Annotated in this window: 19 protein-coding genes and 2 pseudogenes; 9 read left to right on the top strand and 12 right to left on the bottom strand. The window is 66.9% G+C overall.

The genetic code is table 11. The features are described 5' to 3' along the window. Nucleotides 1–121 precede the first annotated feature (121 nt). Nucleotides 122–274, bottom strand: coding sequence for a hypothetical protein (locus B141_RS49165; protein ID WP_157180933.1), 153 nt, complete (start codon nt 272–274; stop codon nt 122–124). A 119-nt stretch (nt 275–393) separates the two neighbouring features. On the opposite strand from B141_RS49165, the gene B141_RS0110720 reads away from it, so the two are divergent. The 3 genes from B141_RS0110720 to B141_RS0110710 all read left to right on the top strand — a co-directional run bounded on the left by B141_RS0110720 (nt 394) and on the right by B141_RS0110710 (nt 2,812). Next, on the top strand, nt 394–693 hold the full coding sequence (locus tag B141_RS0110720) for a hypothetical protein (RefSeq protein ID WP_020575164.1): 300 nt from the start codon (nt 394–396) through the stop codon (nt 691–693). Between the two features lie 804 nt (nt 694–1,497). After that, the gene (locus tag B141_RS40005; RefSeq protein ID WP_020575163.1) at nt 1,498–1,992 is read left to right on the top strand and encodes a MarR family winged helix-turn-helix transcriptional regulator; all 495 of its coding nucleotides are present in this window, start codon (nt 1,498–1,500) and stop codon (nt 1,990–1,992) included. Nucleotides 1,993–2,575: 583 nt separating this feature from the next. Beyond that, nucleotides 2,576–2,812, top strand: coding sequence for a hypothetical protein (locus tag B141_RS0110710; RefSeq protein WP_020575162.1), 237 nt, complete (start codon nt 2,576–2,578; stop codon nt 2,810–2,812). Nucleotides 2,813–2,907: 95 nt separating this feature from the next. Here the strand turns inward: B141_RS0110710 and B141_RS48610 are convergent. Further along, nucleotides 2,908–3,012: pseudogene (locus tag B141_RS48610) on the bottom strand (heat-shock protein HtpX); the annotation flags it as partial. Between the two features lie 72 nt (nt 3,013–3,084). Then, entirely contained in the window at nt 3,085–3,597 is a 513-nt protein-coding gene (locus tag B141_RS0110700; RefSeq protein WP_040420939.1) for a GNAT family N-acetyltransferase, read from the bottom strand. 116 nt (nt 3,598–3,713) lie between these two features. Here B141_RS0110700 and B141_RS52225 point away from each other — a divergent pair, with 116 nt between their 5' ends. Beyond that, nucleotides 3,714–3,836 (top strand): hypothetical protein, encoded by a 123-nt coding sequence (locus B141_RS52225; protein WP_020575159.1) that lies wholly within the window; start codon nt 3,714–3,716, stop codon nt 3,834–3,836. Between the two features lie 102 nt (nt 3,837–3,938). Here B141_RS52225 and B141_RS0110690 read toward each other — a convergent pair whose 3' ends face one another. Further along, on the bottom strand, nt 3,939–4,292 hold the full coding sequence (locus tag B141_RS0110690) for an ArsR/SmtB family transcription factor (RefSeq protein ID WP_020575158.1): 354 nt from the start codon (nt 4,290–4,292) through the stop codon (nt 3,939–3,941). Between the two features lie 81 nt (nt 4,293–4,373). On the opposite strand from B141_RS0110690, the gene B141_RS0110685 reads away from it, so the two are divergent. Continuing rightward, nucleotides 4,374–5,453 (top strand): flavin-containing monooxygenase, encoded by a 1,080-nt coding sequence (locus tag B141_RS0110685; protein WP_040420965.1) that lies wholly within the window; start codon nt 4,374–4,376, stop codon nt 5,451–5,453. Nucleotides 5,454–5,505: 52 nt separating this feature from the next. Here B141_RS0110685 and B141_RS0110680 read toward each other — a convergent pair whose 3' ends face one another. From B141_RS0110680 to B141_RS0110665, 4 genes are read right to left on the bottom strand one after another with little or no spacing between them, the layout of a single operon-like run. Then, on the bottom strand, nt 5,506–5,919 hold the full coding sequence (locus tag B141_RS0110680) for an arsenate reductase ArsC (RefSeq protein ID WP_020575156.1): 414 nt from the start codon (nt 5,917–5,919) through the stop codon (nt 5,506–5,508). Then, entirely contained in the window at nt 5,916–6,590 is a 675-nt protein-coding gene (locus tag B141_RS0110675) for an arsenate reductase ArsC (protein WP_020575155.1), read from the bottom strand. Before B141_RS0110675 ends, B141_RS0110680 begins: the two co-directional genes overlap by 4 nt. Then, nucleotides 6,587–7,357 carry an aquaporin gene (locus B141_RS0110670; protein WP_020575154.1) on the bottom strand — a complete coding sequence of 257 codons (771 nt, stop codon included), beginning with the start codon at nt 7,355–7,357 and terminating at the stop codon, nt 6,587–6,589. The genes B141_RS0110675 and B141_RS0110670 overlap by 4 nt, the downstream gene beginning before the upstream one ends. Then, nucleotides 7,354–7,743, bottom strand: coding sequence for an ArsR/SmtB family transcription factor (locus tag B141_RS0110665; protein ID WP_040420938.1), 390 nt, complete (start codon nt 7,741–7,743; stop codon nt 7,354–7,356). Before B141_RS0110665 ends, B141_RS0110670 begins: the two co-directional genes overlap by 4 nt. A gap of 90 nt (nt 7,744–7,833) precedes the next feature. Here B141_RS0110665 and arsM point away from each other — a divergent pair, with 90 nt between their 5' ends. Next, complete coding sequence (gene arsM, locus B141_RS0110660) at nt 7,834–8,631, top strand: arsenite methyltransferase (protein ID WP_020575152.1); 798 nt, start codon at nt 7,834–7,836, stop codon at nt 8,629–8,631. Between the two features lie 173 nt (nt 8,632–8,804). On the opposite strand, the gene B141_RS0110655 is transcribed toward arsM, so the two are convergent. From B141_RS0110655 to B141_RS47265, 3 genes are read right to left on the bottom strand one after another with little or no spacing between them, the layout of a single operon-like run. Further along, nucleotides 8,805–9,665 (bottom strand): helix-turn-helix domain-containing protein, encoded by an 861-nt coding sequence (locus B141_RS0110655; protein ID WP_020575151.1) that lies wholly within the window; start codon nt 9,663–9,665, stop codon nt 8,805–8,807. Then, complete coding sequence (locus B141_RS0110650) at nt 9,662–10,219, bottom strand: DUF6879 family protein (protein ID WP_020575150.1); 558 nt, start codon at nt 10,217–10,219, stop codon at nt 9,662–9,664. The genes B141_RS0110655 and B141_RS0110650 overlap by 4 nt, the downstream gene beginning before the upstream one ends. Next, nucleotides 10,201–10,404, bottom strand: coding sequence for a hypothetical protein (locus tag B141_RS47265; protein WP_084678220.1), 204 nt, complete (start codon nt 10,402–10,404; stop codon nt 10,201–10,203). The genes B141_RS0110650 and B141_RS47265 overlap by 19 nt, the downstream gene beginning before the upstream one ends. Nucleotides 10,405–10,664: 260 nt before the next feature. Here B141_RS47265 and B141_RS0110640 point away from each other — a divergent pair, with 260 nt between their 5' ends. Next, nucleotides 10,665–10,886 carry a zinc finger domain-containing protein gene (locus tag B141_RS0110640; RefSeq protein ID WP_020575148.1) on the top strand — a complete coding sequence of 74 codons (222 nt, stop codon included), beginning with the start codon at nt 10,665–10,667 and terminating at the stop codon, nt 10,884–10,886. 657 nt (nt 10,887–11,543) lie between these two features. Here the strand turns inward: B141_RS0110640 and B141_RS0110630 are convergent. Then, nucleotides 11,544–11,975: a hypothetical protein gene (locus tag B141_RS0110630; RefSeq protein ID WP_020575146.1), complete on the bottom strand. Its 432-nt coding sequence runs from the start codon at nt 11,973–11,975 to the stop codon at nt 11,544–11,546. A 570-nt stretch (nt 11,976–12,545) separates the two neighbouring features. Here B141_RS0110630 and B141_RS50635 point away from each other — a divergent pair. Then, complete coding sequence (locus tag B141_RS50635; protein ID WP_020575145.1) at nt 12,546–12,962, top strand: hypothetical protein; 417 nt, start codon at nt 12,546–12,548, stop codon at nt 12,960–12,962. Nucleotides 12,963–13,016: 54 nt separating this feature from the next. Further along, a pseudogene (locus B141_RS47255) lies at nt 13,017–13,256 on the top strand (IS30 family transposase); the annotation flags it as partial. Nucleotides 13,257–13,261 lie beyond the last annotated feature (5 nt).

The following is a 13,261-nucleotide window of genomic DNA, read 5'->3' as shown; positions in this document are numbered from 1 at the left end:
CGATCCGGCGCAGTTACCGCTGTTGTCGTTGACAGCGCGAGGGGTCGGTCTTCCCGCTCGGTCGTGGCTCGGTGCGCTGCCTCGGCGCCGTCTTGGCCACGACTGCCCGTCTTGCATACAGTCACAGCCGTCGCTGGCGGGCGAGTTCGGGGTGAGCCAGGCCACGATCTCCAGGGTGATCCTTGGCACCTCCTACCGGCATGTCATCCAGCCGCTTGCCAAGCGCCGCGATCAGCTCGGACTTGCCGATCTGCCGGGCGCACAGCATGAGCATGAACCGGGCCCGCTGGATTGCGACCGCGGCCTGCCACGGGTCCGCCCTGCGTCCGCGGGCACGGTTGGGGTGTCGCCCCGCACAACACGCTGTTCGTCGGCGACCGACTCAGTGGGGTCGTGGACTGGACCCTCGCGGCGGCTGGTCAGCCAGCGGCCGAGGTGTGCTTCTGTCGACTCAACGTCGCGCTGGTGCTCGGGCTGGACGCCGGCGATCTGGTGTTGGAAGCGTATGAGGCGCAGATCGGCGCACCGTTGACTGATCGCGGCTGGTGGGACCTCGTAGCCGCAGCCCGGGTCGAGCCCGATCTCCACTCCTGGACTCAAAGCGCCAACTACTTCGGACCCCCCGATGTCACCGTCCAAGATGTCGCCGATCGCTTCGAGCGCTTCCTCCGCGGCGCTCTAGCGTCGACCTGATTTCTGGGGCCATACCGCTAGGGCGAAGCCACTAGCGTTCCTCGCCATGGAACTCGCGGCGTCCCAGGAGTCGTAGTCGAGGTGCTCGCGGACAGGCCTGACCTTCGTTGCCTCGCTGGGCGAGATCCGCAGGACCGACTGGCGGCGACCAGACCGCGAGACTGTGAATGGTGGGTTGAAGACCTCAAGGTTGAAGCCGGCCACGACAGCATGCCGGTTTCCTTCGTCGCGATCGACAACTCCTCCGGGAGGCAGTCGGCCGGTCACCTTGGCGCCGTTCAACATCACTGAGGAGTTAACAGCCGGGCGCACGCCCTGGCCGTACTGGACCGACGCTAGAGCTCTGACTTCCTCACCGACCGCGGGGTTAACCCGCAGTTGCACCTACCTGTGGCTACCCCGCCGGGTTGGACTGGTTCGCGAGCCTCACTAACGCCGATCACGACACGATCCACAATGTCCTCAACCCTTGTCTACCGCGAGTCGCTCAGCCCAGACGACCTCACCGCCTATGGCCATCCGGACCGGCCATCGGCGGATCGAACCACCAATAAGGAACTTCGCGACCGCGCGGGCACGGTGACAAGCTCTGAACGCGAGCAGCCCCGTGGAGGTTCATCGAGGCCACTCGCGTTCATAACGCCGGGGTGCAGCCCAATCGGTCTCGTCAAGGTCGCGATTCTGGTTTGTCGGTCAGTCCCTGTCCGCGCGCTTGGCGAGGTGCGAGGCGCCGCTCAGGCAGTGCGGCGCCTCTGCGCGGCAGGTAGTTGTATCGTCGAACTAGTTGGTTGTATGGTCGAACCTATGACTGAGGGAGACGACGCCGAGGTGTTGGCGTTGCAGAGCCGGATCGCAACGTTCGTGCGGGCGTTCGGTTTGCACCAGCCCGACCGCACACCTTGCGGGGAGTCGGTGCCGGTGTCGGAGGCGCATGCGGTGGCCGAGCTGGACCGGGATGGGCCGATGACGCAGACGGAGTTGGCCGGGCGACTCAGGTTGGAGAAAAGCAGCGTCAGCCGGCTGGTCAACCAGCTGATCAGCCGGGGGTGGGTGAGACGGGGCAAGCGCGCCGGTGATGGCCGGCTGATCTGGCTTGAGCTGACCGAGACTGGCAGCCGCGCGGCTGGGGAGCTGGCAACAGCTCGGGCGGGACGCTTCGCCAAACTGCTGCGCAACATCCCCACCGACCGGCGTGCGGAGGTCATTGACGCGTTGACGTTGCTGGTCGACGCTGCCGGCGAGCCTTCTGACACGCACCGGTCGGCACTGATCGGCACGGATGGCCACCACCGTGTCTGAACGCCGTGCGCCCTTCGCGACGGGTGGTGACGTCCCTGCGGCGCGGCTGTGGGCAGACGTGGCGCGGTTCTTCCACCCGCAGCGGTGGTGCTCTCCGTTAGCGGAATTCCGCCATAGTGGGTACGCCCTTGTCGAAACCTGATCAACCCGGCCGCGGACGTGGTTTGTGATCTGCGCGACGCCCCGATCCGGCCTGGGTCGATTGATGTGATTCTCGCCTTGGGCAGCCTCAATTTCGGCACCCGCGACGTCATCGAATACCAGCTGCGCTGGGTGGCCGGATGGCTCACGCCAAATGGTCGGATCATCATGCGTGCGAACCCCGGCATGGCCACTGGCCCTGGACTGGAGTTCTTCGCCTGGTCCGCAGAAAACGTTGACCCGATCGGCGCCGCCGCTGGCCTGCATCGCGACGGCCCGATCCGCTACGACACCTATCGCAAACCAGCGCGGCGTCGACGAACCCCGCCTGGTATGGCAGTACCGACCAGCCGCTGGCCAGCGCGGTCCGTGGCGACAGGAAGGCTCCCAGTGACAGTTGAACAGCCCTCCGGCCCGGCCGGGGAGGAGTCCATGGCGCACGGTGCTGTTCGCAGCGCTCGGCCTGGCCGCAATGCTCCCGCTGTTGATCCGACTGCGGCGCAGGTTCACCACCTGGTGGGCACCGAGCATCGCCCTGGCGATCTTCGCCGTGATGTTCTCCATGTCCACCTTTGTGATCGGCCCGGCGGTGCGCGCGGTCATCACAGAGCCACACGGCGGCGGCCCGGTCCAGCCAACCCCGACAATCAGTGGGCACACCCGCAGCCACCACCCGTAACGGGGCCGGGTTGCCTTGAGTGCCCTGGGTGCACCTCAATCGGTCTCGTCAAGGGGCACGTGGGGATCCTTGCGTTTGCTGCCCAGGGCGTGGTCGAGTTTCTCGGGCTGCTCGGCGGTGATGTCGTTACCGACTTCCCGCATGGCCTGGACCGCGGCTGGTTGATCTGATCGGAGGGTTCGGAGCCAGCCGGCGGCCATCTGGGACCGGCCGGCGTTGTGAACGCAGACGAGCAGGACGCTGGGTTGTCACCTACGGTCGTGCTTCGTTGGTTAGGTGATGGTGGGGCTGCGGCGTTCGATGAGGATGACGTCGCGCCAGATGCCGTGGTGGCGGCCGATGCGTTGGCGGGTGCCGACTGTGCGGAAGCCGCAGGAGGCGTGCAGGGTGAGGCTGGGTGTGTTCTCGGGGAACACGCCGGACTGGATGGTCCAGATCCCGACCCGCTCGGTGGAGTCGATCAGGGTGTCGAGGAGGGCACGACCGATGCCGCGGCCGCGGGCGTCGGGGTGGACGTAGACCGAATGTTCGACCACGCCCGCGTAGACGCACCGGTCCGACACCGTGGCGCAGGCCACCCAGCCGAGTACCCGGCCGGCTGGGTCGATGGCGACCAGGCGGTGCTCGGGCAGGCGGGTGGCAGTGAACTCTTCCCAGCTGGGGGGTTCGGTTTCGAACGTGGCGTGGCCGGTGGCGATACCGAGCCGGTAGATGTCGAGGACCTGCCTGGCGTGGTGGTCGGTCATCGCGACTATCGCTGCTCGCGGGCCGGATGCTGTTGTCATCGGGGGCTGTCTCCTGGTCGGCATGCGAACCCACGAGGGTGTCGGCGGCGCGGCCAGCGTAGGGGTACCACCAGGCGATCGCCGCGACCGCGGCCAGCCGTCGAGTTGCTGCGCCGATGAACGTTGGGGCCGAGGCGGGCACGATGACGGCGAAGGTGTCGGCGACGGCGCGGCCGAGGGCGACGGCGGGGTTGGCGAACGAGATCGAGGATGTGAACCAGTACGCCGCGCCGATGTAGGCACCGACAGCCGCAGTCCGATCGGCCTGGTCAAGGTCTGGCTTGTTGGGTCAGTTTGTCTGGTTGGTGGCACAGGTTGTTCCCCTGGAGGGAGGAGAGGGGTTAGCAGCAGTTTTTGAGGTAGGTCTGTAGGTCGGTGAGGGCTGCGGTGGTGCCGTCGCGGTCGGCGCTGTAGAACACGGTTTTGCCGTCGCGGCGGGAGGTGACGATGCCTCCGCGGCGGAGCAGGGCGAGTTGCTGTGAGGCGGTGGACTGGCCGATGCCGACGCGTTCGGCGACCTCGTTGACGGAGAGTTCCGCCCCTTTGGCGAACAGCAGCATGATGCGCTGTCGCGTCGGGCTGGCCAGTGCTTTGAGGAACTCATGCGTGGTGGGGTTGAGCTCGACCAGCCCCTCACCGCAGCCGGGCCCGCGCCGAGACGTCTTGTCGCCGGGTGCTGTCAACGGCTTAGCCATGCCCTTCCCCTTCCCATCTGGCCCTACCCTAGCTCGAATCATCATTTCGTCATATCCCGATGTGATGATATGTTCGCGGCCATGAACACCTCCATAGACCCAGTTGTCATCGTCGGTGGTGGCCAGTCGGGCCTTGCCGCAGCACGCGCCGTAGGTGATGCGGGGCTGCGTCCGCTCGTGTTGGAGAGCGGGCCTCGCCCGGTCGGCTCGTGGCCGAGCTACTACGACAGTCTCACGTTGTTCTCACCCGCCGCGTACAGCGCGTATCCGGGCGTGGCGTTTGGCGGCGATCCGGATCGATACCCCAGCCGCGATGAGGTGGTGGCGTATCTGGAGCGGTACGCCACCGGCCTCGACGTCGAGATCCGCACCAACACCAGGGTCGAGACGGTGGAACCATACGGTCCCGGCTTCCTCGTCCAGACCGTTGACGGCGAGCGGATCGCCGCGGCGGGTGTGGTCGCGGCCACCGGTTCCTTCTCCAACCCTCATCTGCCCACGTTGCCTGGCCGTGAAGGCTTCGCGGGTGAGGTGCTGCATGTGGCGGACTACCGCAACCCCAAGCCGTACGTGGGGAGGCGGGTCGTCGTCGTGGGAGGCGGTAACTCCGCCGTCCAGGTCGGCTACGAGCTGGCCGAGGTTGCCACGGTCACGCTGGCCACACGTGCTCCGCTGACCTTCCTACCTCAGCGTCACGGCGGGAAGGATCTGCACTACTGGCTGACGAGCCTGGGTTTCGATGATCTGCCGCCTGCGTGGCTGGCCCGGATCGTCGGCGGCACCCTGGTGCTGGACACCGGCAGATACCGGGACGCGTTGGAGTCCGGACGGTTCGACCGGCGGCCGATGTTCACCGCGTTCGCAGGCGACGATGTGGTGTGGGCCGATGGTGGCCGAGAACAAGTGGACGTGGTGGTGTTCGCCACCGGTTACCGGCCGAGCCTGGGCTACCTGCGCGCTCTGGGTGCTCTCGACCAGGAGGGCACGCCCCTCCACGCGGGTGGGGTCTCCCTCACCTATCCGGGACTGGTGTATGCGGGGTTGGAGTTCCAGCGTTCGTTCTCGTCCAACACCCTGCGCGGGGTCAGCCGCGACGCCGAGTACGTGCTGGGGCCGCTGGCCGCCCACGTCCGCGGAGCACCCGCCGCGGTCGGCCTGTGACCCCTCACCGGCCAACCCCCTCACCGACCACCCTGGTACCGGATTCGTGGCGTCAGGCGGAGGTGTGGGTGAGTTCCTTGATGAGGTTTTCGACTCGCTCGCGGATGTCATCGCGGACTCCGCGGACGACGTCGATCGGTTGGCCGGCGGGGTCGGCCAGCTGCCAGTCTTCGTAGCGTTTGCCGGGGAAGATGGGGCACGCGTCGCCGCAGCCCATCGTGATGACGGCATCGGCGGCCCGTACGTCGTCGACGTCAAGAAGATGCGGAGTGTTGTCGGTGATGTCGACACCGACCTCGGCCATCGCCTGGACCGCGACCGGGTTGATCGTTTCCGCGGGTTCGGAGCCCGCGGAGCGGACATCGATGGCCTCGCCAGCAAGGTGACGCAGCCACCCGGCGGCCATCTGGGAGCGGCCGGCGTTGTGGACGCAGACGAACAGCACGATCGGCTTCTCGGTGGTCATGATGATGCGGCTCCGGTGGGTGCGGGGAGGATCTCGGCGAGGAGGGACTGGACGCGGGTGTCGATGCTGTCGCGGATGCCGCGGATGCCGCGGACGACCTCGACGGCTTGGTGGGCGGGGTCGTCGATCTGCCAGTCGAAGTAGCGTTTGCCGGGCAGGATCGGGCAGGCGTCCCCGCAGCCCATGGTGATGATGACATCGGCGGCGCGCAGCACGTCGTCGGTGAGCGGTTTGGGGTAGGCCTCGGCGAGGTCGAGGCCGATCTCGTGCATGACCTGGACGACGGGGCCTTCGACGTCCGCGGTCGGGTGGGAGCCGGCGGAGCGGACGTGGACACGGCCGCCGGCGTGGTGCTCGAGCAGCGCGGCGGCCATCTGGGACCGGCCGGCGTTTTCGACGCACAGGAACAGGACCTCGGGGACAGCCTTGTCGATCGCGCCGCCAGCCTGGGCGAGGGCACGGAGCCGGTCGCCGGCGAAGTGCTCGGCCAACGCCGGGAGGTGCGTGCGGATGCTTGCGGTACGAAACAGTGCGACGTAGGACTCGCGCACGCACCGTTCGACCGTTTCTGTGTTGAAGACGCCGGCGTACTTCGCCGCGAGGGTGGCGGCGGCACGGTCGAGCACAGCGTCCACGTCGAGCAGGGCAAGGTCTTCCTGGCTTGGGCTCATGTCGGCCTCCCGGCAGGGGCGGCCACCTCGTCGGCGGCGGTTTCAGGCTGAGGGATGACAGCATCGGAGGCCGCGCGCCCGGCGCGGGGGTAAAGCATCGCGAGCAGAGCCGCACCAGCGATCGCGCCCAGGACCTGGGCGACGATGAAGCCGGGCACTGAGCCTGGCGCGATGCCGGCGAACGTGTCAGAGAACGCGCGGCCGATCGTGACCGCGGGATTGGCGAACGAGGTCGAGGAGGTAAACCAGTACGCCGCGCCGATCCAGGCGGCGACCGCCACCGGAGCCACGGCCTGCCGCCCGGTACGAGCGAGTGCGAACACGACCAGCACCAGGCCGCCGGTCGCGACAATCTCCCCCAGCCACAGCTGCGGAGCTGACCGGGAGGTGGCCGACCAGGCGACGGCAGGAAGCGCGTACATCAGATTGGCCAGGATCGTCCCGCCGGCCGCTCCGCCGACCTGACCCGCGGCGTAGGCGGCGACCTCCCAGGGCCGCAGGCCGCCCCTGCCCCTGCGGCCGAGCCACCAGTCGGCGACGCTGACGATCGGGTTGAAATGGCCTCCAGAAACCGGGCCGAGGACAACGATCAAAACCCCGAGCGCGAACACGGTGGCCAGCGTGTTCTCCAGCAGCTGCAACCCGACATCATCCGGTGACATCCGGGTCGCCATCACTCCCGACCCGACGACCGTCCCAGTCAACAGCCCGGTGCCGACAAACTCCGCCAACACCCGCCGCCCCAGCGGCGCCACCGGTTGACTCACCGCGCGACCGCGTTAGCGCGGGGCGTCTCGTCGGCTGGCACGGGGACCTGTAGCAGCGCCGACAAAGCGGCCAGCTTCGCCGGGACCACCCTGTAATAGACCCAGGTGCCGCGCCGCTCCGACTCGACCAGCCCGGTCTCGCGCAGCACCCGCAGGTGGTGGGAGATCGTCGGGCCGGTCACCTCGAACGCGTCGGTCAGGTCGCACACACACGCCTCACCACCGGCGAATGACGCGATCAACGACAACAACCGCAGCCGCACCGGCTCACCCAACGCCTTGAACCCACGGGCGAGATCGACCGCTTCGTCCTCACTCAGCGGGGCAGCGGCCAGCGGGGTGCAGCACCCGACCGTTCCCACCATCGGCAACGCTTTCCTCGACATACGTCTATCTTGACGCTCGTCAAAGCAGTGTGCAAACTGTCTATCTAGACCGACATCGAAACAGGCGGTACCGGCGAAAGGACCAGATCCGTGAGCGACGATGATCAGCTCGCCTTGCGTGAGCATGTACGGCAGCGGTACGCGGCCTCCGCACTCGCCGTCACCAACAAGACCAGTACGACAACCACCAGCTGCTGCGGCAGCGAGCCACCGGCGATCAACAGCTGCTGCGGCGGGGTCGAGATCGAGGAAGGCTTCGGCGCCACGCTCTACGACGACGAGGACCGCGAGCAGCTGCCCACCGAAGCGGTACTGGCCAGCCTCGGGTGCGGCAACCCCCTCGCAGTCGCCGATCTCGGTGAGGGCGAAACAGTGCTCGACCTCGGCTCCGGCGGCGGCATCGACGTACTGCTGTCCGCCCGCCGAGTCGGACCGACCGGCAAGGCGTACGGCCTGGACATGACCGACGAAATGCTCGCCCTCGCCGAATCCAACAAGGCCAAGGCAGGCGCGACCAACGTCGAGTTCCTCAAAGGAAACATCGAACAGATCCCGCTACCCGCCGCAGGCGTTGACGTGATCATCTCCAACTGCGTCATCAACCTGTCCACCGACAAGCCCGCGGTGTTCGCCGAGGCCAACCGCGTACTCAAACCCGGCGGCAGGATCGGCGTCACCGATGTCGTAGCCGACAACCACCTCACCCCAGCCGACCGAGCCGAGCGTGGCGCCTACGTCGGCTGCATCGCCGGCGCACTCTCCATCAGCGAATACACAGACGGCCTCCGCAACGCCGGATTCATCGACGTAACCGTCGAACCCACACACCAGGTCGCCGACGGCATGCACTCCGCGATCATCCGCGCCACCAAACCCACGTCAGACTGACCGAAGCGCTTAACTTAGCCGAGCGTGGAACGCCCGGGGTGCCTTTCCGTCGTCTCCGCCCCACCACCATCGCGGGCGCGGCCGGCAGTGGCGAGGGTGGCTTGCCCCGGGCGTCCGTTGATCATGCCGCACCGGCTGTGCACGCCGTCGGATTTGTCCACGGCGAGACAAAGTCATGCAGGCGTGGCAGCGATCTCGGGGTCGAGCGCGGTTCTGGCCGCAGCGATAATGCGATGTGCTCTCGCGCCGTATGCTGCCGCCTCATCGAGTTGACGCCATACGTCGAGGTAGAGGGCGATCTCAGTTGCGTCGACGAGCTTGAGTTCGGCGCCTATCGTTTCGACTCGGACGAGCCGCTCGTCGTAGACCCAGAATCCATGGGTGGGCACGACGGTGAGGGAAGCGCCGAGGGGGACGATGCCGAGTGTGAGGGTGCCCATTCCGATCAGACCGGCGAGCCGGTCGAGTTGCCCGGCCATGACATCCGGTGGACTGATCAGGACGCGAAGGGCCGATTCCCAGATCAGGAACTGGAACGTGCGACCCGACTCGTAGAGTGCCTGCTGCCGACGCATCCGTGCGCGGACACCTTCCTCGACGTCAGCAGGTGTCTTGTGTAAGGCGGTGGTTCGGATGAACATGTGCCGCGCATAGTCTGCGGTCTGCAGCAAGCCGGGAATACACGCTGCCTCGAAGTTACGAAGCATCCGTGTTCGCTGCTCATCGGCATGCCACGCCTCCTGGCGGGCCCGGGTGCCTGCCGCTAGTTGCCGCTTCCACGATGCGTAGTGCGATTCGAGGGAGCGCAGTCTCGCGGTGAGCTCTGCCTCGACCGACGGCTGACCCACGATCCGTGCCCATGCTGCAAGGTCTTCATTGGTCGGGGTCTGCCGGCCATGTTCGAGCTTCGATACCTTCGAGGGTGGCCAGCCGAGCGCTTCGGCGACGCCGCGGCCAGAAAGGCCGGCCTCGGCGCGCATCTCTCGAAGACGCGCGCCGAGGGCCGTCCGTGCCGTCTGGAATTTCGTGCTCACGCGTGCGTTGCTGTCCGTTCGATATAGCGGCTGAAGCTCTCGGCATGGTGCCAAGCGGCATCTCGCCAGTATCCGTGCTGGGCAACCTCCGCGGGACGCTCGTCAAGCGTCACGCCGAGGAACCTGTTCCGTTCTCCGAACTGCAAGCGGGCCAGCAGCCGTGAATCGAAGAGCCAGTAGTCGTAGCCTGGCAGCCCTAACTGGTCAGCTCCGCCGCGGTCGAGGTAACGGATGTCCTCGCCCGCGGCAAGGTTGTGCGGTGTGCCCCACAATTCGAACCGCAGATAGTCCGATGGCGGATCGTCGATGAGCCGCACCCGCTCAATCCGCTTCCCCAGGCCCGTTTGCTCTCTCATGAGGTTGAGCCACGGCTCGAACCAATCCAGACCAGGGTCTTGGCCGGCGAGGAAGCGGGCGTATCCCTCATCCTCGTCAGGGACCGCATAGGCGGTGCGAACCTCGAGCCGGTAGGCCGTGAATTCGAACCGGCGGAACAGGTCGAGGAATGCCTCGCCGCTGACAAGGTTGTCCACGATCACCTCTTCGGTGCCCAATGGTGATCCAGCAGTTCGCGAGGCACGACTACGAACTCCTCGCCGTCGAGCACGTCGCGGACGCCCGCCAGAGCTTCAGGGTCGGTGAGCTTTTGCCCCTGAACCACGATCTCGCCGGACTCAAGTTCGTAGAGCGTCGGGCAGCCCCCGCCCTGACTGTCGCTGCCAAGGAATCTGATCTTCATGGTCCCTGCCTTCTGTCGATGGCGCTGTCCCATCGACGTTAGGCAGCAAGGTCGAACATCACCAGACGCCTCGTGAGAAATCTCAAGAAATCATCGGGTTTTCCGCACGCTATTCCTCTTAGCGTCTGGCCGTGGCGCGGCGGCCGGTCGACTCTCTGCTCTGGTCCCCGCACTGTCCTGGCCGCTCCGCCACGCCCAACATCTTGGGTGCGGCGGGCGGAGGCGTCTCGCCGCACCCGTCCTCAACGGGGAGGGACGGAATGGACGCCGACGCCATCGACACCGGCATCGTCGACTGGGTGTACGCCGGCCAACTGGCCGACCAGGGCTACACGCAGGCCGATCTGAACACGACAGCCCGGGTGCTGTCGCGGCCGTGCCCGCACTGTCGAGCGCCTGCCGGTGCGTGGTGTGTCAACACCGGCTCGGGTGAGCTGCTCGCCCACCTGGACAAGCAGCACGTTGCACGGCGGATCCGATGAGCCGCAACGCGGTGTGGGCTCTGCTCGCCCTGGTCGTGCTCTTCGTCGGCGTGACCATCGCCGGACGACTCTGACTCCTTACCCGGCCAACACAAAGCCGCCCCGACCCTCAATGACGAAGGGTCGGGGCTCAGCAACAACACACGGCCCGGATGCAGCCGGGCCCGACAGGAAGGGTAGATCCAGATGACCCCTGGCAACGGAAGCTCCTCGCACCTCATCGACGTCGAGCAGGTTGAGAGGGCGGGACAGTCGATCTCGGCCAGCCAGAAGCCAGCCGCAGCTGAAGTGCACACGACGATGGGCGCCCCAACTCTTCGCGGGTTGGGGCGCCTTCCCTTTGACGTGACCGTAGCCGGCTGCGTACGTGCTGTGTCAGGATCGCGGCCATGATTGGCGAACTGGGGCGCTACGACGGGGACCGGCCAGAGGACTTGCTCATCACGGCCCTGTCGCAGAGCGCCTCCTGGATCCGTGGACACATTGGACACAAATGACACAAATCAGGGCAGGCCCGGGATACCCGTACCCCCTATTCGGGATGGCCGTGTCGGGGGGCTGTGGACACAAACGGACGCAAATCGCTGACCTGCGGAAACGCACCCTCCCATGGGCCGCCCGAAGAGCGTCTGTCCACCCCTGCGGTGGCCGGGGCGCCTACAGGCAGGCGGCCGAGGGTGGCACTTCGGAGCCGTCCTCCAGGACGGCCAGGACATCTGCCGTAGTGGCGTCGATGATCGCCGTGCCGTCAACGAGCCGTCCTTTCGCTGGGTCGCGCCCGTACGCCGCAGGACGCCCCCCTCTGCCGTGCACGAGAGCGTGGACCTGACTCCAAGTGAGTACCCAGACCAGCCGATCCTTGACGGTAGCGGCAAAGCGCAGACCAGGCCCGGGGTCAAAACAGAACTCACCGTTCGTGGCCACCATCAGCGCGGCCTCAGGTACGTCGTCGCCGCCCCAGCGGCGCCCCCAGGCCGCCTCGAATGCCACGATCGCCTGCGTCGACGAGATAACTGGCACAGCATCGTCGTCGGCCGGGGCGACCAAAAGCCCGATCCATTCGTATCGCCGCCCGCCTTCTGGCAGCACAACGCGGTCCGCCGCTTCCCTCGATTGCCGGCGAACGATCGGTTCCCAGCCCGAACTGGTCACCCTCTCAGTGTGAACCCTGGCCTCGCTCGGAAACAGGGCCACCTGTGCACCCGTCGGCCAAGCGGATTCCGGTGGCCCTCCTAGCGGCACTACGAGATACCCCGGTCCCGTACCCGATATGGAGCCTGCGACGGTCGGTGGGCGCAAATGGAAACGCTTTTGGACACAAATCGCTGACCTGCGCAAACGCACCCGCCAGAGGGCCGTCCGAACGGTTCCTGTCCACGCCACCGACCCCCCAAACCACCACCAGACACCCCGCCATGTCTCGCGCGCAAAGCTCGTGTGACTGCCGCTTGGCTTCGGAGTAGGGCGAGTTGTAGTCGAAGCGGTGGTGACGTCAGCCGGCTACACGGTGGTTCCCTTCTGAGGTTTGGAATGGCCTCGCCCGGTGCCGATCCGCCGTTTGGTACCGACCGCCTGGTCAGGCGGCACCGGGTAACGCCGCATCCAGGGCGCCTGGCCGCCGATCCCCACCCGTGTCACGGTTCGCATCCCGCAGGCGTTATGAGTTTGTTGGCCCGCGGCAGGGAATCCGTCCGGCGGGCCGGTGCCCCCTACGGACCGCCCGCCGGACCCAATCGGCCGCTGCCCAACGAAACCTTCGCCGGCCCCAGCAACGCGCTGACCATCGACGGCGAGCGGTTCGTCTTCGACCACACCGGCGACTGGCATCAGGCCGGCAATCTGTTCATCCACCTCCCGGAACGCAAGATCCTCACCGCGATCGACAGTTTCACGGTGAAGATCGCGCGCAGCGGTTTACCGATCGCTGTCTGTGATTTCACCTGCACACAAGGACTGTCGTTCGACCGTCGTTCTACACCTACGACCGGGCGACTGCTGGCCCTGGTAGGCGAGAGTGGCTGTGGGAAGTCGGTCCTGGCCTCCGCGCTGCTGGGCCCTGTTGCCCGCCAACGCTGACCTCGCCGGCTTGGACGGCACGATCACCCGACCCGACGGACGCCCGGCCGCGCACCGGACGCGAAGCGGTGGAAGGGGCGGCGGCACGGCCGCCGGCAGGATCGGCGGTGGGCCACCGCGTGGAGCCCGGAGCAGATCGCTGGACGCCTGCGGGTGGAGTTCCCCGATGATGAATCGATGCGTATCTCGCACGAGGCGATCTACCAGGCCCTGTTTGTCCAGGGCCGTGGCGCACTGCGCCGCGAGCTGACCACCTGCCTGCGCACCGGCAGGGCGCTACGGGTCCCGAGCGCCGCCCG

Origin of the sequence: Actinopolymorpha alba DSM 45243, from assembly GCF_000373925.1 — a bacterium.
GTDB classification, from domain to species: domain Bacteria; phylum Actinomycetota; class Actinomycetes; order Propionibacteriales; family Actinopolymorphaceae; genus Actinopolymorpha; species Actinopolymorpha alba.
Note: the sequence above shows the minus strand (reverse complement) of the source record. Positions and strands in the feature narration are given on the sequence as shown.